The organism is Flavobacterium selenitireducens, assembly GCF_014748335.1.
GTDB classification, from domain to species: domain Bacteria; phylum Bacteroidota; class Bacteroidia; order Flavobacteriales; family Flavobacteriaceae; genus Flavobacterium; species Flavobacterium selenitireducens.
Genome location: NZ_JAAVIY010000005.1, coordinates 121935 through 143339 on the forward strand (window position 1 = coordinate 121935; position 21405 = coordinate 143339).

19 protein-coding genes and 1 other RNA gene are annotated in these 21405 nt (G+C 48.6%); 7 read left to right on the plus strand and 13 right to left on the minus strand.

Features of this window, described 5'->3' with window-relative positions:
• Positions 1 to 3 precede the first annotated feature (3 nt).
• Entirely contained in the window at positions 4 to 1341 is a 1338-nt protein-coding gene (locus HC229_RS09680; protein WP_191020284.1) for a serine hydrolase domain-containing protein, read from the plus strand.
• 51 nt (positions 1342 to 1392) lie between these two features.
• On the opposite strand, the gene rny is transcribed toward HC229_RS09680, so the two are convergent.
• The 4 genes from rny to HC229_RS09700 form a co-directional block, all read right to left on the minus strand.
• Entirely contained in the window at positions 1393 to 2958 is a 1566-nt protein-coding gene (gene rny / locus HC229_RS09685; RefSeq protein WP_191020285.1) for a ribonuclease Y, read from the minus strand.
• Positions 2959 to 3058: 100 nt separating this feature from the next.
• Positions 3059 to 3165: non-coding RNA, 6S RNA (gene ssrS, locus HC229_RS09690), on the minus strand.
• 53 nt (positions 3166 to 3218) lie between these two features.
• Positions 3219 to 3512, minus strand: a complete 294-nt coding sequence (locus HC229_RS09695; RefSeq protein WP_191020286.1) for a cell division protein ZapA — start codon at positions 3510 to 3512, stop codon at positions 3219 to 3221.
• Entirely contained in the window at positions 3512 to 3802 is a 291-nt protein-coding gene (locus tag HC229_RS09700; RefSeq protein WP_191020287.1) for a hypothetical protein, read from the minus strand. Before HC229_RS09700 ends, HC229_RS09695 begins: the two co-directional genes overlap by 1 nt.
• A 436-nt stretch (positions 3803 to 4238) precedes the next feature.
• Between HC229_RS09700 and HC229_RS09705 the strand changes: the two genes are divergently transcribed.
• Genes HC229_RS09705 through HC229_RS09715 form a run of 3 tightly spaced genes read left to right on the plus strand, consistent with a single transcriptional unit; the run spans position 4239 to position 9194 of the window.
• On the plus strand, positions 4239 to 5936 hold the full coding sequence (locus HC229_RS09705) for a M23 family metallopeptidase (RefSeq protein WP_191020288.1): 1698 nt from the start codon (positions 4239 to 4241) through the stop codon (positions 5934 to 5936).
• An 11-nt stretch (positions 5937 to 5947) separates the two neighbouring features.
• Positions 5948 to 8425, plus strand: a complete 2478-nt coding sequence (locus HC229_RS09710) for a TonB-dependent receptor (RefSeq protein ID WP_408610267.1) — start codon at positions 5948 to 5950, stop codon at positions 8423 to 8425.
• Between the two features lie 58 nt (positions 8426 to 8483).
• On the plus strand, positions 8484 to 9194 hold the full coding sequence (locus tag HC229_RS09715) for a hypothetical protein (RefSeq protein WP_191020289.1): 711 nt from the start codon (positions 8484 to 8486) through the stop codon (positions 9192 to 9194).
• Here the strand turns inward: HC229_RS09715 and HC229_RS09720 are convergent, their stop codons facing one another.
• The 6 genes from HC229_RS09720 to HC229_RS09745 form a co-directional block, all read right to left on the minus strand.
• Positions 9195 to 9956, minus strand: a complete 762-nt coding sequence (locus tag HC229_RS09720; RefSeq protein ID WP_191020290.1) for a DUF3667 domain-containing protein — start codon at positions 9954 to 9956, stop codon at positions 9195 to 9197. It lies immediately after the preceding gene.
• A gap of 63 nt (positions 9957 to 10019) precedes the next feature.
• Positions 10020 to 10721 (minus strand): hypothetical protein, encoded by a 702-nt coding sequence (locus HC229_RS09725; RefSeq protein ID WP_191020291.1) that lies wholly within the window; start codon positions 10719 to 10721, stop codon positions 10020 to 10022.
• Between the two features lie 361 nt (positions 10722 to 11082).
• On the minus strand, positions 11083 to 12909 hold the full coding sequence (locus tag HC229_RS09730) for an ABC transporter ATP-binding protein (protein WP_191020292.1): 1827 nt from the start codon (positions 12907 to 12909) through the stop codon (positions 11083 to 11085).
• Complete coding sequence (locus HC229_RS09735) at positions 12909 to 14636, minus strand: phospho-sugar mutase (RefSeq protein WP_191020293.1); 1728 nt, start codon at positions 14634 to 14636, stop codon at positions 12909 to 12911. The genes HC229_RS09730 and HC229_RS09735 overlap by 1 nt, the downstream gene beginning before the upstream one ends.
• 247 nt (positions 14637 to 14883) lie before the next feature.
• Positions 14884 to 15846: a glycosyltransferase family 2 protein gene (locus HC229_RS09740; RefSeq protein ID WP_191020294.1), complete on the minus strand. Its 963-nt coding sequence runs from the start codon at positions 15844 to 15846 to the stop codon at positions 14884 to 14886.
• Entirely contained in the window at positions 15847 to 16371 is a 525-nt protein-coding gene (locus HC229_RS09745) for a DUF4199 domain-containing protein (RefSeq protein WP_191020295.1), read from the minus strand.
• Between the two features lie 216 nt (positions 16372 to 16587).
• Between HC229_RS09745 and HC229_RS09750 the strand changes: the two genes are divergently transcribed.
• Positions 16588 to 16839 (plus strand): type B 50S ribosomal protein L31, encoded by a 252-nt coding sequence (locus HC229_RS09750; RefSeq protein ID WP_191020296.1) that lies wholly within the window; start codon positions 16588 to 16590, stop codon positions 16837 to 16839.
• Between the two features lie 251 nt (positions 16840 to 17090).
• Positions 17091 to 18266, plus strand: coding sequence for a GlmU family protein (locus tag HC229_RS09755; RefSeq protein WP_191020297.1), 1176 nt, complete (start codon positions 17091 to 17093; stop codon positions 18264 to 18266).
• Between the two features lie 27 nt (positions 18267 to 18293).
• Here the strand turns inward: HC229_RS09755 and HC229_RS09760 are convergent, their stop codons facing one another.
• From HC229_RS09760 to HC229_RS09770, 3 genes are all read right to left on the minus strand, one after another.
• A complete protein-coding gene (locus tag HC229_RS09760; protein WP_191020298.1) occupies positions 18294 to 18728 on the minus strand; it encodes a PepSY-like domain-containing protein in 435 nt (144 codons plus the stop codon).
• A 74-nt stretch (positions 18729 to 18802) separates the two neighbouring features.
• Positions 18803 to 19222, minus strand: coding sequence for a PepSY-like domain-containing protein (locus HC229_RS09765; RefSeq protein ID WP_191020299.1), 420 nt, complete (start codon positions 19220 to 19222; stop codon positions 18803 to 18805).
• A gap of 81 nt (positions 19223 to 19303) precedes the next feature.
• Positions 19304 to 19723, minus strand: a complete 420-nt coding sequence (locus HC229_RS09770; protein WP_191020300.1) for a PepSY-like domain-containing protein — start codon at positions 19721 to 19723, stop codon at positions 19304 to 19306.
• A 289-nt stretch (positions 19724 to 20012) separates the two neighbouring features.
• On the opposite strand from HC229_RS09770, the gene mtaB reads away from it, so the two are divergent.
• The gene (mtaB, locus tag HC229_RS09775) at positions 20013 to 21344 is read left to right on the plus strand and encodes a tRNA (N(6)-L-threonylcarbamoyladenosine(37)-C(2))-methylthiotransferase MtaB (protein ID WP_191020301.1); all 1332 of its coding nucleotides are present in this window, start codon (positions 20013 to 20015) and stop codon (positions 21342 to 21344) included.
• Positions 21345 to 21405 lie beyond the last annotated feature (61 nt).

A 21405-nucleotide genomic window follows, 5' to 3' on the forward strand; every position in this document is an offset into this window, starting at 1 on the left:
ACTATGAAATATACCGTCGCCATATTTTTACTTCCGTTGATCGGCTTCTGCCAAATCGAATCCAGGTTGCTCGATTACATGGACAGGCAATCGGCAATCAACGGTTTCAGCGGATCGGTGCTCGTGATGAAAAAGGACAACGTGTTGCTCGAAAAAGCCTTTGGACATGCGAACCAGGAATGGAACGTCGCCAACACGCCCGACACGAAGTTCGTCCTGGCCTCGATAACCAAGTATTTTACCGCGATCGCAATCATGAAATTGGTGGAGCAGGGTAAGCTTTCGGTCGAGGACAAATTGGAGCGCTTCTTTCCGGGTTATCCGAAGTCAGACAAGGTCAACATCCATATGATGCTGACGCATACCGCCGGGTTGCCTCTCGATTTTGATGAGCTCTACGTGAATTCCGGAGGCGTCTCAGGAGATTCCGCTTTGTCGGCGATGATGCGAAAGCCCTATCTTTTCGAGCCCGGATCCTCACGCGCGTATAGCAATATCGGTTATTACCTGCTTGGGCAGATCATTGAAAAAGCCTCAGGAACGACGTATGCCGCGTTTTTGAAGCGCACTGTTTTCGATCCGGCAGGAATGACTGACAGTGGCGTTTGCAACAATGATTCGATCGTCAATCGAAAGGCGGAAATTTACTATAAAGAGAACGGGATATATCTCAAAAATCCGTTTATCGACTGGAATCTCAACGTGGGGCACGACGGCGCCTACGCGACCGCACGCGACCTGTATCGTTTGGATCGCGCACTTTATGGAGAAGCTGTGCTGACAAAATCGTCAAAGAAGCTTATGGAGACGGCCTACACTAAAAAATTGCCTGACGGCGGCTTTTTCGACACATATGGATATGGGATTTTTGTCGACCCTTATTATAACCACGGCCATTCCTTGCGTACGCACAGCGGCGGTTTTATCGGCGTCATGACTACTTTTGACCGTTATCCGGATGACGACGTGTTTGTGGCGGTGCTTTCCAATAACGGCTCGGAATCCCATATTGTCGGATATGCGCTGTCCGCCATTGTTTTTGGACTGCCCGTCGACCTTCCGTATGTGCACCTCGCGGCGTCGGAACAACCAACCAAACTCGAACGTTTTGCCGGCGAATACGGATCGGTGAAAATCGTTCTTGAAAACGGAAAACTCTACCTGGGCGAAACAAAGGCTGAACTGGTCGCGGAATCGCCTACGCTGTTTTTTCGAAAAGACAACCCGGACCGAACGTTCGAATTCGTGTCGGACAAAAGAGGAAAAACCGTGGCCGTCCTGGTCGGAAAAGGTGGCGTAAAAGAAAAGAAGACAAAAAACAAACGCGTCAAGCGGCCGTAAAAAAAACATCCCACCGTAACGGATGGGATGCTTGCTGAACTTTCTCGAAGTTTATTTTGCGATATTGACCGCCCTGGTTTCCCGGATCACGGTGATTTTCACCTGGCCCGGATACGTCATTTCGGTCTGGATTTTCTGGGAAATCTCGAAAGAAAGCGTTCCCGCCATTTCATCTGATACCTTTTCGCTTTCCACGATTACGCGAAGTTCGCGCCCGGCCTGGATAGCGTAGGCATTTTTGACGCCCTGGAATCCGAAGGCGATTTGCTCGAGGTCTTTCAGACGCTGAATGTAAGAATCCAAAACCTGGCGACGTGCGCCCGGACGCGCTCCTGAGATCGCATCGCAAACCTGTACGATAGGCGAAAGCAACGATTTCATCTCGATCTCGTCGTGGTGCGCCCCGATGGCGTTGCACACTTCTTCTTTCTCCCCGTATTTCTCCGCCCACTGCATACCAAGCAATGCGTGTGGAAGGTCGCTTTCCGTATCAGGCACTTTACCGATATCGTGCAAAAGACCGGCGCGCTTGGCGAGTTTTACGTTCAAGCCGAGTTCCGCAGCCATGATGCCGCAAAGTTTCGAGACTTCGCGGGAGTGCTGCAAAAGGTTTTGGCCGTAAGACGAGCGGTATTTCATGCGTCCGACGATCTTGATCAATTCCGGATGCAGACCGTGGATTCCAAGATCGATCACGGTGCGTTTACCGACCTCGGCGATTTCTTCTTCAATTTGTTTGGACGTCTTGGCGACGACTTCTTCGATACGGGCCGGATGGATGCGTCCGTCCGTGACCAATTTGTGGAGTGACAGGCGCGCGATTTCACGGCGAACCGGATCGAAACACGAAAGGATGATGGCTTCCGGCGTGTCGTCAACGATGATTTCAACTCCTGTCGCAGCTTCGATGGCGCGAATGTTACGTCCTTCGCGACCAATGATGCGACCCTTAACGTCGTCCGACTCGATGTTGAACACCGAAACGCAATTTTCGACGGCTTCCTCTGTTCCTACGCGCTGGATCGTGTTGATGATGATTTTCTTGGCCTCTTGCTGGGCCGTCAGTTTTGCTTCCTCGATGGTATCCTGGATGTGGGCCATCGCCTTTGTCTTGGCTTCAGCGCGCAATCCTTCCACGAGCTGTTCGCGGGCATCTTCTGCAGAAAGGCCGGAAATCACCTCAAGCTGGTTGAGTTGGCTCTTGTGCATTTTTTCGACTTCCTGTGTCTTGCGCTCGAGCATTTCGAGTTTGGACGTGTATTCCGCGGCTTTGGCTTCGAAATCGTCGTTTAGCTTTTTTGTTTTGGAAAGTTCGTTGGATACCTGGGACTCCTTGTCGCGTATGCGTTTTTCAGCTTCGGCCGTCTTTTTGTCGCGCGAAAGGATTACCTGTTCGTGCTCTGCCTTGAGTTCGATGAATTTTTCTTTGGCTTGGAGGATCTTGTCCTTTTTTATGTTTTCAGCTTCCTGATTGGCGTCTTTTATGATGAGCGAGGCATCTCTCTTTGCTGTTTTGAGCAAGGCCGCCGCGCTCTTTTTCTCGAGCATCTTGGCAATGGCGAAACCTCCCCCGATTCCGATTACCGCGCCGATGATTATAAATAAAATGGTGTCCATGTTGGTTAAATTAAGTGTTTTGAGGATTTGTCGCCTCGTGGTTATTGCTGCAAACCATTGAAAAATGGCTATAAAAAAAGCCTACATTAGGCGCTTGCATAAACTCGTTATGACAAGTTTTGGGCTAACCCGCGGTTCAAGGATCCGGGACAAGCCGGCGTGCTTTAGGAGCGGAGATTCACCCATTTGAATTGTTTAATGTTGAGTTTATCAAATGGTAACTAATGTAGGCAGTATCGTTGTCTATGTAAAGAACGTGTTTATCGGTTGAGATATTCGGCGAGCATTTCATTGATCTCGCTCAAACGCTGCAAGGTTTCGGTCCCGTCTATGGCGTTGTCAAGCTGTTTTTGCTCCAACTGTGAAGCAAACTGCAACGCACACATGGCCAGGACGTCCTGTTTGTCGCGTACGGCATAACTTTCCTCGAACTGCTTGATCATGACTTCGATCTTGCGGGCCGCGCTTCTCAGGCCTTCTTCCTGCGACATGTTTACCGTTAACGGATAAACGCGGTCGGCTATCGAGAGTTTGATCTTGAGCTTTTCGTCCATTAGTCCGCGAGCTGGGCGATACAGTAATCTATTTCCCGTATCAATGAATTTATCTTGAGCTTCGTATCTCTTTTGTTGTCGTCACTGCCCAGCAATGAATTGGCCATCCGGAGTGTTTCGTTTGCCGATTTCAGCCCGTCGATTTCCCTCGACTGGCTGTCAAACGTTCCTGCAGCTTTTATCGCCTCGTCCCGAAGTCCTTTGTTCTCTGCCTCGAGGGCGTCGATCTTTTGGAGCAGTTTTTTGATCCTGCCTTCGAGAGTGTCAATAATTCCTGCTATTTCACTCATACGGAAACCTTGTCATTAGCTGAATCACAAAGGTAGTATTTCACATTAATTACGGAAATTTTTTTCAGGAAAAGAATGGGATCTTCATTTAGGGAGGTCGTTCGAGCCGTGAAATCGGGACACTACAGGCGGTTCTTTGCGGAGGTTCCGGCCCCGATGGAAGCGGCAGCCCGCAGCGACAAAAGCGATTTTGACACGGGCTGAAACCGCGACCGAAGGAAGCGCGTTTTGGCCCGATGGAAAAACGCTTTTTTGGGAGGACTATAGCGTACAGCGGGAAACGCCGCGAAAAAAGTCTGAAAACGAACAATTTGGCTTCCATTCGAAATTTTACCTTAAAAAACGGCGTTATACAGAAAAAATACACCCGAGTTCGGTTGGGCTTTTTTATCTTAGCAAAACGGGGAATGCCCGTGATCACTCAAAATTTTACGCCATGCGATTTTTTCTACTCCTTTCGTTTTTGTATGCGCCTATCTATGCCCAGGACGTTTACCCAAAAGATTTTTTTCGATCTCCGCTCGACATTCCGCTGCAATTGTCAGGGAATTTTGGAGAGTTGCGCTCCAACCACTTTCATGCGGGCTTCGACTTCAGGACGCAGCAAAAGGAAGGCTTGAACATTTACGCTTCCGGCGACGGCTACATTTCCCGTATCAAGATTTCGCCTTACGGCTACGGGAAAGCCATCTATATCGATCATCCGAACGGTTTTACGACGGTTTACGGCCACCTCAAAATGGGTTCGGCTACCGTTGAGAAGTATATTCGTGAGGCGCAGTACAAACAGGAATCGTTCGAGGTCGAATTGTTTCCGAAACCGGACGAGCTCAAGGTTGCAAAGGGCGACATCATCGCGCTTTCCGGGAATACGGGCGGTTCGGAAGGGCCGCATCTGCACTTCGAGATACGGGACACCAAATCGGAGAAGATCATCAATCCGTTGTTTTTCGGCTTCGACAAGATCATACTCGACAACAAGAAACCGGTATTGCAAAATTTATTGGCGTATCCGATCGACGCGAATTCGGAGATCAACGGTGCGAAAGTTCCCGTGATGGTCGACATCCGGCTTGCGGAAGACGGAAGCTATATTGCGGAGAAGATCACCGCCAACGGCCGCATCGGATTCGGCATCAGCGCCTATGACAAATGTGATTATTCGCCCGGGAAAAACGGCGTCTACAAAGTGGAGAATTACGTCAACGGCCAATTGTCGTACGGCTACGAATTCAATACGTTCGCGTTCGACGAGTCGCGTTACATCAACGCCTTGATCGATTATCCGCGGTATCGCAAGACCGGCCAGCGCGTGCAACGGCTTTTCAGGCGGCAGTCGAACGATTTCAGCCTGATCAGGACCGATGAATCGAACGGTGCGATTCTCATGGATCCGAACATGAACAAAGTGTCCCGTTTGGAGATCTCTGATTTTTACGGAAACAACATCGTCATCAACATCCCGATAGAATACGCACTGCCGGCGACGGCTGCGGCTGCGGAAGCCAAGTCGTCCGGTTATCTGGTTTCGGCTACGCGGGACACCAATCTCGAAAAAGGCGGTTTTTCAGTATTCGTCCCGGCGAAATCGTTTTATGAAGATACGTTCGTAAATTTTGAGGTAGATGGGAATGTGATGACGTTCGGGAACGACGATATTCCGGTACATTCCAGTTTCAACGTGACGATAGATGACAGATCGATTGCGGAACAGGATCGCGAAAAAACGTTCGTCGCTTCGGTAAACGGTTCGCGCCTCGGCTATAACTCCACGAAGCGCAAAGGCTCTACGTTTTCGACTTATACCAAAAATATGGGCGCATTCAAGCTTGCCAAGGATGTCGACGCACCCAAGATCACAAGCCCGAAAAAGATCGAAGGCAAACTGGTGAAGGAAGGCAGCATTTCGTTTACGATATCGGACGCGCTTTCCGGAATCAAGGACTACAAAGGCTATCTCAACGGAAAATGGGTGCTTTTTGAATTCGACTACAAGAGCCGTCGCATCACGCATTGGTTTTCGACTAGTGATCATGCGGTGGATGGGCGAAATGATTTAAAACTCGTCGTGACTGACAATGTGGGAAATTCCGCTATATTTGAAACGTATTTTTTGAGGAGCCAAACTCCGTAAAACCAAACCATTTGAAGACCAACAAACTTTTATTTTCGCTATTTTTCCTATTGTTCGGAATGGTGGCATTTGCCCAGAACGCGAGAATCACCGGAGTCCTTTTGGACGAAGACAACAAAGCCATAGACGGAGCCACGGTCAAAGTGGACGAAAACTCGGTAATCACGGACGAGTCGGGATTTTTCGCCATCGACGTCCGGGCCAACCAACCGGTGACGCTTTCCATTACGCATCCTGCTTATAAGGCGATTTCCCAACCGTTCGAGCTCAAAGCGGGCGAAACGTTGCAGTTCAATCCGGTGATGAATACCAAGTTCGAGCAATTGAAAGACGTGGTGATCACAATGGCCAATAGAGGACAGGTGGAAGGCGTCATCAACATAAAGCCGGAAGTCGTCCGCAATATCCCCGGTGCGAACGCCGGTGTTGAAAATATCGTAAAACTGCTTCAGGGCGTCACGAGCAACAACGAATTGAGCACGGCCTATTCGGTGCGTGGAGGAAACTATGACGAAAACCTTGTGTATGTTAATGAGATCGAAGTGTATCGCCCGTTTTTGATACGATCGGGACAACAGGAAGGGTTGAGTTTCACGAATACCGATCTGGTCCAGGACGTCAACTTTTCGTCTGGCGGATTCCAGTCGAAGTATGGCGACAAATTGTCTTCCGTGCTTGACATTACCTATCGCGTCCCGACCAAGTTCGGTGCGTCGGCACAGGCGAGTCTGCTTGGCGGAAGCGTTTCGGCAGACCTCGTGTCAAAGAACAACAAATGGAGCGGATTGATAGGCGCCCGTTATCGCGATAACAGCCTTTTCGTGAACAGCCAGGAAACGGAGACCAATTTCAGGCCGCGTTTCTTCGACATACAGACGAATATCAACTTCCAGCCTTCTCCAAGATGGACGTTCAGCTTCCTGGGCAACATTTCCCAGAATCGCTATAATTACCAACCGTTGACGCGCCAAACTAATTTTGGTACGATAGACGAGCCGATCGCGCTCCAAGTATTTTATGACGGGCAGGAAAAAGACAAATACGAGACTTATTTCGGGGCGTTCAAAACCGCTTACAAAGTTTCAGACAATTTCACGCTAAAGTTCATCGGGTCGGCATATCACGCCATAGAACAGGAGCACTTCGACATCAACGCGGCTTACTTTCTCGGCGAAGTCGATGCGAACATAGGATCCGAAACCTTTGGCGACGTCGTTTTTAGCCGCGGGATAGGCGAGCAGCTCAACCACGCGCGAAACGATCTCGACGCATTCATCGCAAACGCCGAGATCAAAGGTTCGCACAAGCTTCCGAAGGAAACCACGATCGAGTGGGGATTCAGATATTCAAGAGAAGACATACGCGACCGCCTTGTGGAATGGGAAGTCATCGATTCCGCGGGATTTTCGCTCAATCCGCCTATTGTCGATTTGCCGATAAACGACCAACCATATAATCCGTATACCGGGCCGCTAGTGCCTTACCAGAATGTCAGGGCGCTCAACTTTACCAAGATCGACCGGCTTTCAGGATTCGTTCAATGGAGCAAGAAGGCAAAATTGGGAACCAGCGACATTTGGCTAAATGTTGGGACACGCGCCCATAACTGGAGCGTGAAAAACGAATTCGGACAGGACGGAAAAAGCCAGACGACGTTTAGCCCGCGCGCCCAGTTTACGATAAAGCCGGCCTGGCAGCGCGACGTGTTGTTCCGCGTTTCGGGAGGTTTGTACCATCAGCCGCCGATGTACAGGGAATTGCGCGATTCTTCCGGAACGGTCAATCCCGACGTGAAGGCGCAGCGTTCGATCCATTACGTGCTGGGAGGGGATTACAGTTTCAAGCTTTGGGACCGTCCGTTCAAATTTACGGCCGAGGCATATTACAAGTCGCTGTCGGATGTCAACACGTATACGCTCGACAACGTCCGGATCCGGTATCGAGCCAACAACGACGCCAAAGCGTTTGTGACCGGCCTTGACATGAGGCTCAACGGGGAATTTGTACCGGGAACGGAATCGTGGTTCAGTTTCAGTTATATGAAAACGGAGGAAAATCTCAACGACCGCGGTTACATCGCCCGTCCGACAGATCAGCGACTCAAATTCGGCGTGCTGTTCCAGGATTACATGCCGGCGCTCCCGAACGTAAAAGTGTACATCAACATGGTCTACAATACCGGTTTGCCGGGAGGTTCGCCTTCGTACGCCGATCCTTATGTGTACCAAAGCCGTTTGCGTGATTACCGTCGTGCGGACGTCGGTTTTTCATACGTTTTTACAGAAAACAACGACAAGCGTGCCGAGGGCCACTGGCTAAGGAAATTCCAGGATTTGTCGCTCGGCTTTGAAATCTTCAACATGTTCAACAACCAGAATGCGATCACCAATACGTGGGTGCGCGATGTCTACACCAAAAATCAGTACGGCATCCCGAACTATATGACGACACGCGTGTTTAACGTTAAACTTTCCGCAAGGTTGAACTAACGCAAAGTGTCCTTTTTAAATTTGATTATATTTGATGTGTAACCCGAATTCCAGTCTCATGAAAAAAGCGTTGTTGCTCTCGATGTCCTTGGCTTTGCTTGCGATTTCCTGCAAGAATGAAGAAACCGAAAAGCCGAAAGTGACCTATAAGACCAGAGAGGCGAAGGCTGAGAACGCTGCCGATACGTCCGAGATCGAGATAGCCGATTTGCCGATCCATATTTCAGGGACGTCCTATCTCATTCATCCCGTCGGGCAGTACCGCGTGATGGACGGAACGCGAAAATCAGGCTACAGCTATGAAAGAGGAAGTTTTACCGTTTCCAATTACGGGGAATTCGAGATCACGGGATACCTGAAGAACCTGATGGTCCAGCAAGTCGAATCGGATTCGATCAAGCCGGTGTTCGAAAAGCCAGTCTTGCTTCAAACCGCTACGTTTCTCAAGGCATTCGCCGACAAGACCAAACACCAGCTCATGGTGTATTCGCTCGCCGATATGGACACGAACCAGGACAGCAAGCTCGATGCGAACGATATCCGTACGTTGTATCTCAGCGAAGTCGGTGGCGGTAGAATGGTAAAAGTGTCGCCTGACTATCAGGAACTCATCGACTGGAACTTCGTCGATTCTAAAAACAGGTTGTACTTCCGGACTATTGAAGACACCAACAAAAGCGGGGAATTCGACAAGGACGACGTCATTCACTACAATTTTATCGATTTATTGTCGGCAGATTGGAAAGTGGTCGAATACAAGCCGGTTTGATCATTTCACCATCGGATATTTTCCCGGATTCAGGATCAGCGTAACCACTACCCAAACCACCACGATCAACATGACAATCGAATATTGGATCACAATGGCGACCAATGTCTTTAAAGCGACTTTCGCTGCATTGTACCGATCGAACGCCTGAATGTATACTACAAAGATCAGCGCGAATTGTATCAGAAAAACCAGATTATAAACCAGTTGGAATGACGGATGGTGCGCCAACAGCAATAGGATCGGTACCGTCGCCAATCCGAAAAGTATTTTCAGCGAAGAAGCGAATGCATTAAGGATGAGGTTTTCAATGAAATTGTAGCCGCTGTTCCTGAACAGTAACCAGGACGCAAACGCGGCAATGGGCAACATGCCGATTTCCACGAGCGAATAATGGCTGATTATCCAGTCATTAAACGAAACGTACATCTTCAATTTCTCTTCTTCCGCTACTCCCTCGAAATAACGCGTCACGTCAACATAGTGCATGAGCAAACTGTAAAACCCTGCGAGCACGAAAATCAGCAACAGCGGTTTATAGTGCTTCACGCGTTTGCCTTCGATGAACTCTCGAGCCGCATGCCCGGGACGCGTCACGAGCTGTTTAAGCGTATAGGTCGCACCTCCGTTAAAATGCAGGAACGTATACTTCGCCTCATCGGCAACGTAATTCCAGTCGAGGCGGGCGGTCTTGGCCTTTTGTCCGCAATGGTTACAAAAATTTCCTTCGAAAGTTGTGTTGCAATTCTTACAGGTCGTCATTGGCGTTTGTTTGCGCAAGTATACTAAAAAGCCGGAAAATAATGGCGCGATCTTACGACTCGATTAAATCAGGATGTCGCTTTCAAGATCTGATTTCTCGATTTCAAAATCAAATCCCAACCGCTTCACAAGCTCAATTACCAGGTTTTTGTACCAGTTTTCAGACTTCGGGTGAATGTAAATTTTCTCGATCATCCGGCAAATGTCCACATCGATCTTGAGCCCGTTGTCGATCCTGATCCCAAAGTCCGAGACATCGGTAATGATGCGTACCTCGCGTTCATATTGGAAACTCTTGCGCTTGAACAGGAACGGGAAGAACGCGTTGTCGAACGGAATGTGCTCTTTTTTATAGTCAATGTAGTTCACTTCGCCTATATACTGACTGAATTGTTTTTCCGGAGCCAGCGCTTGCTGCAAACGCCCAATCGTCGATTGTATCGCCAAACCTTCCTGCTTTTGGGTAAAAATCTGCCACATCGCGAACGACTCATACTCGTTGAGATGCCAGGACGAGATCACGACCTGCTCGCGATGCTGTTTGTAGTAATGCAAAAATTCGGGATTGTCCGCCGACAATTTCTTGATCTCCTCGAACGTCGGTTCAGAAAAAGTCCCTTCGTATTGGTCTTCGAACTTGTCCGAACGCGACATGAACATCTTTCCCGAGAGCAAAACGTCGATCAGCTTGGACAAATCCATGTACTTCCAAACGACAGTGTCGGCGTTTGGAGGGAGTTTGATGGAATTGTCGTGGATATACACTGGAATCGGTGTTAAGTAATTAATAATGAACGATGACTGATGGGCGTTGCCGCGGCTCAACAATTGGTTCCGAAACAAAAACAGTCGGCCGCGGCCGGGCTTTGCGCACTCGCTGCGGCTCCGTTGCCACTGCGCCGCGAGCTCAAACAGATGCTTCAATCCCTAACGCTGGCTTTTCCAAACCGGTTTGCTTTTCACGACGACCAGTCTTCTCCGTTAGACGTTCGGGTCATAAATTCCGCCGGCCTCCAAATCACGGACCGTTTCGGCACAAGCCAGCCGGCCCAACAATTCATCGTTACGACAAAGCTACCAAACAAAAACGACCCGAATAATACCGGGCCGTTTACAAAATCTTATATTATTCGAATGACTGCATGTTGACCAGCTTGCGGTAAACGCCGTCGCGCGCGATCAATTCGTCATGAGTGCCTTGCTCCATGATCTGGCCTTTCTGCATGACCACGATGCGATCGGCTTTTTGTATCGTGGACAATCTGTGTGCGATCACAACCGACGTCCGGTTCTGCATCATGTTCTCGAGCGCTTGCTGAACCAGTCGTTCGCTTTCGGTATCCAGTGCCGAGGTGGCCTCGTCAAGGATCATGATCGGCGGGTTTTTAAGCACGGCGCGCGCAATGCTCAAACGTTGTTTTTGCCCGCCAGACAGTTTGTTGCCTGCATCGCCTATGTTCGTCATGATGCCATCGGGCAAATCTTTTACAAATTCGTATGCGTTTGCGACTTTCAACGCCTCAATCACTTCGTCATCGGTTGCGTTCGGGCGTCCGAGCGAAACGTTCGCCTTGATGGTATCGTTGAACAAAATCGAATCCTGGGTCACTAATCCGATAAGCCCGCGCAGCGACTGCATGTCAAGATCGCGTATGTCGGTTCCGTCGACGAGGATTTCTCCCGAATCGACATCGTAAAACCGCGTCAGTAAGTTTGCGATCGTGCTTTTTCCGCTTCCCGACTGTCCGACCAACGCCACGGTTTCGCCTTTTTTGACCGTCAGTGAGTAATTTTTGAGAACCTTGTCGTCGAGATACCCGAACGTGATATCCTGTATTTGGATGCCGGTTTCCAGCGTTTCCTTGTGGATTGCGCCTGCCTTTGTGACAATCGGATTGTGCTCGTGCAGGATTTCCAGTACGCGATCTGCGGCAGCGGCACCGCGTTTCACGCCATACGATGCTTTTGAAATCGCTTTGGCCGGCGTCAGGATATTGTAGGCCAATCCCATATAGGTAATGAACGAACTCGCCGCAAGCGTCTTGTCGACCAGCACCATTTGTCCGCCGTAAATCAGAAGGAAAGCGATTACGGCGATTCCCATGAATTCGCTCAAAGGAGAGGCAAGGTTCTGGCGGTTCACGATGCTGTTGGATAGCCTGAAAAAGCGATTGGTGCTGTTGCGGAACGCGTTTCCAAAATGCGTCTCGGCGTTATAGGATTTGACGACCTTGAGTCCGCCAAGCGTTTCTTCAAGCGTCGATAGAAAGTTGCCCTGTTCCTTTTGCGCCATGGACGACTTTTTCTTGAGCTGTTTCCCGACGAGCGAAATGATATAACCCGAAATCGGGATAAAGACAAAGACAAACGCAGTCAATTCCACACTTATCGTAAACATCGTCACAATGGTGAACACGATCGTGAGCGGTTCTTTTACGATGAGTTCGAGAATCGCGAGCAACGAATTCTGCACCTCGTTCACATCGTTGGAAATACGCGCTATTGTGTCTCCTTTTCGCTTCTCGGAAAAAAAAGCGATCGGCAAATGCAGGATCTTTTCGTACATCGCCACGCGCAGGTCGCGCAGGACGCCGTTTTTTAAGAACGTGATAAAATACATCGCCAGGTAGTCGCAAAGATTCTTGAGCAAAAAAATCGCGATGATGCAAATCACGAGTATCGTCAACGTGTTCCCGATGCCGTGCGCTTCCGTATATTGTGTCGTATGGTAAGCAAGCAGTTCCGACGCATAGTCTTTCCAACCCAATTCTTCGGTATAAACGGGCCGGACCAACACCTTTTTGTCGGTCCCGAACAAGACGTCGAGCATCGGCATCAGCGCCACGAACGACAACGTGCTGAACAACGCATATAACACGTTGAAGAAAATATTCAGGAAGGCGTATTTTTTATACGGTTTCGCGAACGGAACGATCTTTTTTAAACTGCTCATTAATCGATTTTGAGGTCGCGGATGATCGCTTTGATCTTATCGTCCAATTGTTTTGTTGCAGAAGGAATGTCGTCAACCGAATCGATCGCCGCATTCACGCTGACGTAAAACTTGATTTTTGGTTCGGTCCCGCTTGGTCGCGCCGCTATTTTGGCACCGTCCTCGGTATAGTAAATCAACACATCCGATTTTGGGATCGACAGTTTTTCCTCTTCTCCCGTCAGCAAGTTTTTCGCCACGGATGATTGGTAATCCTCTACCAAAACCACGCGTTCGCCGGCAATTTCCGCAATCGGGTTTTGGCGCTGGTCGATCATCATTTGCCTGATTTCCTGGGCGCCCTCAATTCCCTTTTTGGTCAGCGATACCAAATGTTCCTTGTAAAATCCGAAATCGACATACATTTTTTGAAGCTCTTTGTAAACCGAACTTCCGTTGGCTTTCGCCTGGGCCGCGACTTCGCAAATCAACAGCGTCGCGCCAACAGCGTCCTTGTCGCGCACTTTGTCGCCTACCATGAATCCGAAGCTTTCTTCTCCTCCGCCGATAAATTGCTGGTTCGGGAAATCCTTTATGAATTTTGCGATCCACTTAAAACCCGTCAATCCGACCTTGCATTCGACTCCGTAAGCCGATGCCAGTTCGTGCATCATCGGCGTCGAAACGATTGTCGATCCTATGAATTGGTTGCCGTTGAGTTTGCCTTTTTTGCGCCATTGTTCCAAAAGGAAATGTGTCATCAGCACCATCGTCTGGTTGCCGTTCAAAAGCACGAGCTTGTTGTCGTTGTCGCGAACGGCGATGCCGAGTCGGTCGGCGTCTGGGTCGGTTCCTATGACGATGTCCGCATTGAGTTTATCTGCAAGCGAAACCGCCATCGAAAGCGCTTCGGGCTCTTCTGGATTCGGCGATTTGACGGTTGGGAAATCACCATCCGGAGTCGCCTGTTCGGGAACGATGTGCAGGTTCTTGTAACCGGCTTTTTCCAAAACCGCCGGAATCGACTTGATCGACGTGCCGTGAAGCGAGGTATAAACGATGCTCAGCTGGTCTTTCGCAGCCTGAGGCGTGTCGAAACTCGCGTTTTCCACAGTTGAAGCCACGAAAGCCGCATCGACGTCCTTATCGATCATCGCAATCAGCTTTTCATTGGGCGTGAATTTGACCTGGTCGTACGAAAGCGATTCAATCATTTCGATGATTTCCTTGTCCTGAGGCGGAACGAGCTGCCCGCCGTCTTCCCAATACACTTTGTAACCGTTGTATTCAGGAGGGTTGTGTGAAGCCGTCAGGACGATTCCGCACTGGCATTTGAGGTGTTTGAGCGCAAACGACAGTTCCGGCGTCGGACGCAGATCCGAGAACAGATAAACCTGGATCCCGTTTGCCGAAAAGACATCGGCAACGACCTTGGCCAGCGTATTCGAGTTGTGTCGGCAATCGTAAGCGATCACAACCTTGATTGGCTGGTTCGGAAACGACTTGTGCAGGTAATCGCTGAGTCCCTGGGTGTTTTTGCCAAGTGTGTATTGGTTGATGCGGTTCGTCCCGACGCCCATCACGCCGCGCATTCCGCCTGTCCCGAATTCGAGGTTTTTGTAAAAACTCTCCTCGAGTTCTTTTGGGTTCGACGTCATCAAGTCTTCGATTTTTTCGCGTGTTTCGCGGTCAAAATCGGGCGTAAGCCATTCGTTTACGCGGTCGAGTATCGCTTTTTCAATATGCATTCTGATGTTTTTTATTAGCAGCTTTTTCCCGCTTTTCGCTACAATCTTTTCCGCTTAAAGAAAGCGAAAAAAGGATTTTCACTGCAATCGGGGCTAGGCTTTTGGTTCCGATCGCTAAATTTCCTTAAAATTCGCGACCGTATTTGTTAAGGCGTTTATAAATCTTTGAGCCGAAGCCGTAACAAAGGTCAAAGGTAATTTCCCGTCAGGTCGTATACTTTAAACCTCAAACTTTAAACTTTAAACTTCAAACCTCCAGATTCACCGTATCCGTAATTTTATAACGATCATTGCTGCTTTTGGCGCGCAGTATGATTTCGCCCAAAAATCCGGCAAGGAACAATTGTGTGCCGATGATCATCGTTGCGAGTGAGATGTAAAACCACGGGTTTTGGGTTACGAGTATCGTCGGTTGGCCGTCGTAAAGGCGTATCAGTTTTGCGATGCCAATGTAGCCCGCAGCACAAAATCCGATAACGAACATGACCGAACCCAGGGCGCCGAACAAATGCATCGGCTGCTTTCCGAATCGGGACAGGAACCAAATCGTGATCAAATCCAGGAAACCGTTGACGAATCTATTCATCCCGAACTTGGTTTCCCCGTATTTACGGGCTTGGTGTTTCACCACTTTTTCGCCGATTTTCTTGAAGCCGGCGTTTTTGGCCAAAACCGGAATGTATCGGTGCATTTCGCCCGAAACCTCCACGTTTTTCACGACCCGGTTCTGGTAAGCCTTCAATCCGCAATTGAAATCGTGCAGGCGAACACCCGAAGTCATCCGAGCCGCCCAGTTAAACAATTTAGACGGCAGGTTTTTCATCACCACGTTGTCGTACCGCTTCTTTTTCCAGCCCGAGACCAGGTCGAAGCGATCGTTTGTGATCATCGCAAAAAGTTCCGGAATCTCGTCCGGGTTGTCCTGAAGATCGGCGTCCATGGTGATGACCACGTCGCCTTTGGCCGCGGAAAAACCGGCGTGCAAGGCCTGGGATTTTCCGAAGTTCTTCATAAAACGAATCCCTTTCACATGTTCGTTTTCATGCGAAAGGGTTTGTATGATTTGCCAGGAATTGTCGGTGCTGCCGTCGTCTATGAAAATCACTTCATAGGTGTAGGCGTTTTTCTGCATGACCGATACAATCCAGTCGTGAAGCTCCCGAAGCGATTCTTCTTCGTTGAGCAGTGGGATAACGATAGATAAATTCATTTATTCCTTGTAGGTGGGGCGGCTTTTGAAAATGAGCGCCAGGATGAGGCCGAGAATACAGCTGATGGCAGTTATGATCGCTGCGTTCGTAATCAATGCACCGATCGAAAATTGATCTTCGCCTTCGAGTTTTTCTACGGCTTTGTTGATTTCGGAATTCGGTGTGCCCAGTTTCTCCAAAATGCTTACCGTGGCCTTGATCGACTCTTCCTTAACGACTTCCTTAGCGCCCGGATCGACGAAATTGTAAAGCACGACATTGTAAATGGTTCCGATGAGGACCGCAATGACGGCGGCGATGAAAAAAGTGGTGAAAGCATCTTTGAACGAATAAACACCACCCATTTCTTTTTTGGTCTTGGACAGCATCATGCAATACATAACGATGGAAATCACGAAGCTCAAAAGTGAGACCCACCAGGCCGTGTACAATTGGAAGACGTAAATTAGGGTGGTGGTCAAAATGCCGATGACGCCCAAAATGATACCGTAGGTAGTTCCGTTTTTCTTGATAGCTTGATCCATAATGATTGTTGTTTATTTTTGGTTAACAAATATAGTAAATCCGAACTAACGCTTTTACGAAAAAAACGATGCAAAAATAAGTTGTAGTTGTTTGGTTTTTAAAAAATAATCGTACATTTGCACACTCAAAATTAAACAGTAAATCAAAAGCTGTCCGTAGGCCATACCTTCATCGCGAAGCTTCAGGACGAAAGCGGCTCATTAAAAGGATACACCATGAAAAAAGGAATTCACCCTGAAAATTACAGACTCGTCGCATTCAAAGACATGTCTAACGATGAGGTTTTCATCACCAAGTCAACTGCTGACACAAAAGAAACCATCACACACGAAGGAGTGGAATATCCTGTGGTGAAAATGGAGATCTCAAGAACTTCACACCCTTTTTACACTGGTAAATCAAAACTTATCGATACCGCTGGCCGTATCGACAAGTTCAAAAACAAATACGCGAAATTCAGCAAGTAATCGCGAATCGCAAATTAGTGTTCAAAATTACGAAAAGCCTTCCCGAAACGGAGGGCTTTTTTGTTTAATTAGCGAATGTGTCAATTAGCGAATTAGCGAATGATAAATTAGCGAAGGAATGATCTTGTCGTTAAGGTTCGCGTTTGTCAGGAGTTTCGCTTTTTGAATTGGTTGGAAGTTTGTACTTTCGGGAAGAATTACGGGTCAGCGCAAAATTCGCTAATTCGTTAATTCGCTAATTCGCTAATTTCATGAACTACATCCTCTTCGACGGCCCCGTCCGCAACGCCTTGCTTCCTTTTACGTTCACGCGCCCCGTGGCCGATATCCGCATCGGAATATTGACCATCCGCGAAAAATGGGAACGGTATCTCGGCAATACCACGACTACCTTGACCGAGGAATATCTCTCGGAAAAATATCCGATGGTGGAAATGGAAGAAAACGTGATGATTTACGCATCGTACTGCCCGAACGAGGTGCTTGCCGAAATGGTCAAAAGCCTCGAACCGAAGCAGGCGATCGCTAAAAACGGTGAGATCATCGCCTTTTTTACCCAGGATACGCAGGAGGAAGTCGATTTTGATTCCTATGAGATACTGGAATTCGAAGACGATTGCATTACGGTTTCAAATCCTTGGGACATTTTTGCCAAGAACGACGCCGCTTTGCGTGAGGATTTTGAGCTTTTGACCGAAGACCGCGTCTCCCAACCGATTCCGTCGAGCGTCAATGTGATCGCAGCCGAAAATATCTTTATCGAAGAAGGGGCGAAGCTGGAATTCGTCACGCTCAATGCCTCGACAGGCCCGATTTATATAGGTAGGAACTCAGAGATTATGGAGAATTCCGTGATCCGCGGACCATTTGCGTTATGCGAAGGCGGCCAGGTCAAACTCGCGACGAAGGTTTACGGCGCCACGACGGTAGGCCCGCATTCGAGGATTGGAGGGGAAGTTTCCAATTCCGTGCTGTTTGGCTACTCGAACAAAGGGCACGACGGTTTCCTTGGGAATTCCGTTCTTGGCGAATGGTGCAATTTGGGCGCCGACACGAACAATTCCAACCTGAAAAACAATTACGAAGAAGTCAAACTGTGGAGCTACGAGAAAGGTGGTTTCGTAAAGACCGGATTGCAGTTTTGCGGGCTGATGATGGGCGATCACTCGAAATGTGGCATCAATACGATGTTCAATACCGGAACGGTCGTAGGCGTCAGTGCCAATATTTTCGGTTCCGGCTTTCCGCGCAATTTCGTTCCAAGTTTCAGCTGGGGAGGCGCTTCGGGCTTTACGACGTATCTGACCAACAAAGCATTCGAGACCGCCAGGATCGTGATGTCACGCCGCAACCTGGAATTTGACGAACAGGAAGCCCGCATTCTCGAGCATATTTTCGAAGAGACGAAACACTATCGAAAAGAATAAAAAAATCCCTCAGCCGAGGGATTTTTTTTAGTCGTCAATTTCTCCTTTGAGGAAATTTCCGTTCTTGTCGAATTCCAGGTCCAGTTTTCCTTCGAGATCGACATCGATGTCTTTGTGGCCGTAGTCGATGTGGGTAATTTTCTTTCCCGGATAGGCCTTGGCTATATAGGAAGTTATTTTTTTGTCGATAAACGCGGTCGGAATGGGTTTGTCGTTTCCGTCCACTTCGCGCCATTTTCCGTCTTTGGTAAATTCCACTTCGGTTCCGTCGGTCATTTTGACTTCAAAACCTTTCTCGCCGATTTGGCTTTCCTTGTATGCTTGCGCAATTTTGTATTCTTTGAAATGTTCGCTGAGAAATGCCTGGGCCGGCTGTGGCAGTTCCGAAACCTTGATTTTGTTGAGCTGGGCGTTTGCGCTTAATGCACTTAGCACTATCGCCAAAATGAATGTTGTTTTCATGGTCGTGTCGATTTAGTAGCATTAAGTTACGACGCGTGCCGGCTGGAAACAATTTCTTTAATATGTCTTTAGGATTATTCCGAAAGATTGCCCATCGCGTCGAATTCGAGCCCGACGTTGTTGTTGAGGTTGATGTCAATCTTGTCGTTATCTTTCTCGATATAGGTGATGCGTTTCTTCGGATATTTTTCCTTTACGTAAGAAGCAATCTGAGTAGGGACAAGTGCTTTTGGCAAAGAGGCGCCATCGCCGTCTATTTTGCACCAGTCCCCGTTTTCCCCGAAGCAAATCTGGGTGCCCTGAGCCAATTTTACCGTGTAGGGAAACCCGCCCTGTTCCTTTTTCCGGACGTATTCGATGGGACGGTATTTGTAATGCTGGTTCAAAAAAGTACGTGCCGCAGTGGGGAGTTCCGCGACCGAAATCTTTGCCGATTGCGCTTTGGCACAGAAAGCGCAAAGTATCAAAAATCCAAATCTAAAAATCGTTTTCATAGCTGTGTCGTTGTTAATTACTTTACAATATACGACATAGTGCAATCCGTTCGTCGATGTTAATAAAGCTTTGGGGAATGTTTACTTTAAAAATTTTCCTGAATTGTCAAACGTAAATTGCTGGCTGTTTACGAGCGTGGCCGTAATGGTCTTTCCGTCGGTCGTGGCTTTGAGCAGGCGTTGGCCGGGAGCGTTTTTCTTGAGGTATCCGATGATGGTCTGCCCTAGAAACGTGGGTTGGATCGAGTGCACTTTCCCGTCAATTTCCTTCCATTGGCCGTCGACGTTGAAGTCGATTTCGGTGTCGTCCGCGAGCACGGCTTTGTAGCGCACATTGTCGCCTTCGGTGAATTGCATGCAATGGCGCAATGCGATGCTGGTAAAATTGCTTTCGATGAACGTGATCGCTTTCTCAGGAAGTTGGGACGGTTGGATCTTTTTCTTTTGGGCCGAAGCCGATAATGTAAGAATCAGGCAGAGGGTTACAATCAGGCGTTTCATGTATTGGAATTTATTATATAACTGTTTTCTTTCCAGAAAAGTATAGCGAAAGATAAACTGGTACAAGTTTTTTTTCGCTCCGATTTTTGTCGTAAATTTGCGCCCTTATTTCGGACGTCGGCTGCCGCTTTTTGACCGGGCCGCGTTAGGGATTGAAGCGGAAATCCTTGAAAACCTCAAAGGTTTGCAACCCGGAGCCCGGCCGAATTTTTAACGAGGGCTGCGGAATTAAAACTTTGAGGTTTGAAAGATTGAAGCGAAAAGCCCGGCCGAAGGTAACGCCCAAAAAATGGAAAGGAAAAAAGTCGCATTCTACACTCTTGGCTGCAAGCTCAATTTTTCTGAGACTTCGACGATCGCGCGCAGTTTCCAGGACGAAGGCTTTGATCGGGTTGAATTCGAGGACGTCGCGGACATTTACGTGATCAATACGTGCTCGGTTACCGAAAATGCCGACAAACAGTTCAAGCAGGTCGTGCGCAAGGCGATGAAGCTTAACGACAAAGCGTTTGTCGCCGCCGTGGGCTGTTATGCGCAACTAAAACCGGGAGAGTTGGCTGCCGTTGACGGTGTCGACCTGGTTTTGGGTGCTACCGAGAAATTCAAGATTACCGATTATATCAACGACTTGTCCAAGAACGACATGGGCGAAGTGCATTCCTGCGAGATACAGGAGGCTGATTTTTATGTAGGGTCGTATTCGATAGGCGACCGCACACGCGCGTTCCTGAAAGTCCAGGACGGCTGCGACTACAAATGCACTTATTGCACGATTCCGTTGGCGCGTGGGATTTCGAGATCGGACACAATGGAAAATGTGTTGCGCAACGCGAAGGAAATTTCCGAAAAGGGAATAAAGGAAATCGTGCTAACCGGAGTCAATATCGGCGATTACGGCAAAGGCGAGTTCGGCAACAAAAAACACGAGCACACATTTTTCGAGCTGGTGCAAAACCTGGACAAGATCGAAGGGATCGAGCGTTTGCGGATTTCTTCGATAGAACCGAATCTGCTAAAAAACGAAACGATCGAGTTCGTTTCCCAGTCGCGGACTTTCGTTCCTCATTTTCATATTCCGCTGCAATCGGGAAGCAACGACATTCTCAAAAAGATGAAACGGCGCTATATGCGCGAACTTTATACGGAACGCGTTGCCAAGATTCGCGAAGTGATGCCGCACGCGTGCATTGGTGTTGATGTGATCGTCGGGTTTCCGGGAGAAACAGACGAGCATTTCCTCGACACGTATAACTTTTTGCACGAATTGGAGATCTCCTACCTGCACGTCTTTACGTATTCTGAAAGAGATAATACGGAAGCTGCCCAATTTGACGGCGTCGTCGAGGCGAACGTCAGGGCCAAGCGCAGTAAAATGTTACGTGGATTGTCGGTCAAGAAAAGACGGGCATTTTACGAAAGCCAGTTGGGTTCATCGCGCACGGTTTTGTTCGAGGATGAAAACAAGGAAGGGTACATTTACGGGTTTACCGAAAATTACGTAAAGGTAAAAGCGCCGTGGAATCCTGAGTTGGCCAATACGTTACACGAAGTTACCCTTACGAAGATTGATGAGGACGGATCGGTGAGGATGGCGTTTGATACTGTCTTGGCAACCGGTTGAAATAAGGGTTAGGGATGGCGTCCGAACCGGGTTGAATTATAAGGCTGGGTTTAAGAGGTGT

What these genes read in the sequence shown, in the direction of transcription:
- HC229_RS09730 (WP_191020292.1), bottom strand. Translation starts at nt 12,909, where the DNA reads ATGAGCAGTTTAAAAAAGATCGTTCCGTTCGCGAAACCGTATAAAAAA.
- HC229_RS09765 (WP_191020299.1), bottom strand. Translation starts at nt 19,222, where the DNA reads ATGAAAACGATTTTTAGATTTGGATTTTTGATACTTTGCGCTTTCTGT.
- rny (WP_191020285.1), bottom strand. Translation starts at nt 2,958, where the DNA reads ATGGACACCATTTTATTTATAATCATCGGCGCGGTAATCGGAATCGGG.
- mtaB (WP_191020301.1), top strand. Translation starts at nt 20,013, where the DNA reads ATGGAAAGGAAAAAAGTCGCATTCTACACTCTTGGCTGCAAGCTCAAT.
- HC229_RS09740 (WP_191020294.1), bottom strand. Translation starts at nt 15,846, where the DNA reads ATGAATTTATCTATCGTTATCCCACTGCTCAACGAAGAAGAATCGCTT.
- HC229_RS09750 (WP_191020296.1), top strand. Translation starts at nt 16,588, where the DNA reads ATGAAAAAAGGAATTCACCCTGAAAATTACAGACTCGTCGCATTCAAA.
- HC229_RS09700 (WP_191020287.1), bottom strand. Translation starts at nt 3,802, where the DNA reads ATGAGTGAAATAGCAGGAATTATTGACACTCTCGAAGGCAGGATCAAA.
- HC229_RS09735 (WP_191020293.1), bottom strand. Translation starts at nt 14,636, where the DNA reads ATGCATATTGAAAAAGCGATACTCGACCGCGTAAACGAATGGCTTACG.
- HC229_RS09755 (WP_191020297.1), top strand. Translation starts at nt 17,091, where the DNA reads ATGAACTACATCCTCTTCGACGGCCCCGTCCGCAACGCCTTGCTTCCT.
- HC229_RS09720 (WP_191020290.1), bottom strand. Translation starts at nt 9,956, where the DNA reads ATGACGACCTGTAAGAATTGCAACACAACTTTCGAAGGAAATTTTTGT.
- HC229_RS09770 (WP_191020300.1), bottom strand. Translation starts at nt 19,723, where the DNA reads ATGAAACGCCTGATTGTAACCCTCTGCCTGATTCTTACATTATCGGCT.
- HC229_RS09745 (WP_191020295.1), bottom strand. Translation starts at nt 16,371, where the DNA reads ATGGATCAAGCTATCAAGAAAAACGGAACTACCTACGGTATCATTTTG.
- HC229_RS09695 (WP_191020286.1), bottom strand. Translation starts at nt 3,512, where the DNA reads ATGGACGAAAAGCTCAAGATCAAACTCTCGATAGCCGACCGCGTTTAT.
- HC229_RS09680 (WP_191020284.1), top strand. Translation starts at nt 4, where the DNA reads ATGAAATATACCGTCGCCATATTTTTACTTCCGTTGATCGGCTTCTGC.
- HC229_RS09760 (WP_191020298.1), bottom strand. Translation starts at nt 18,728, where the DNA reads ATGAAAACAACATTCATTTTGGCGATAGTGCTAAGTGCATTAAGCGCA.
- HC229_RS09705 (WP_191020288.1), top strand. Translation starts at nt 4,239, where the DNA reads ATGCGATTTTTTCTACTCCTTTCGTTTTTGTATGCGCCTATCTATGCC.
- HC229_RS09715 (WP_191020289.1), top strand. Translation starts at nt 8,484, where the DNA reads ATGAAAAAAGCGTTGTTGCTCTCGATGTCCTTGGCTTTGCTTGCGATT.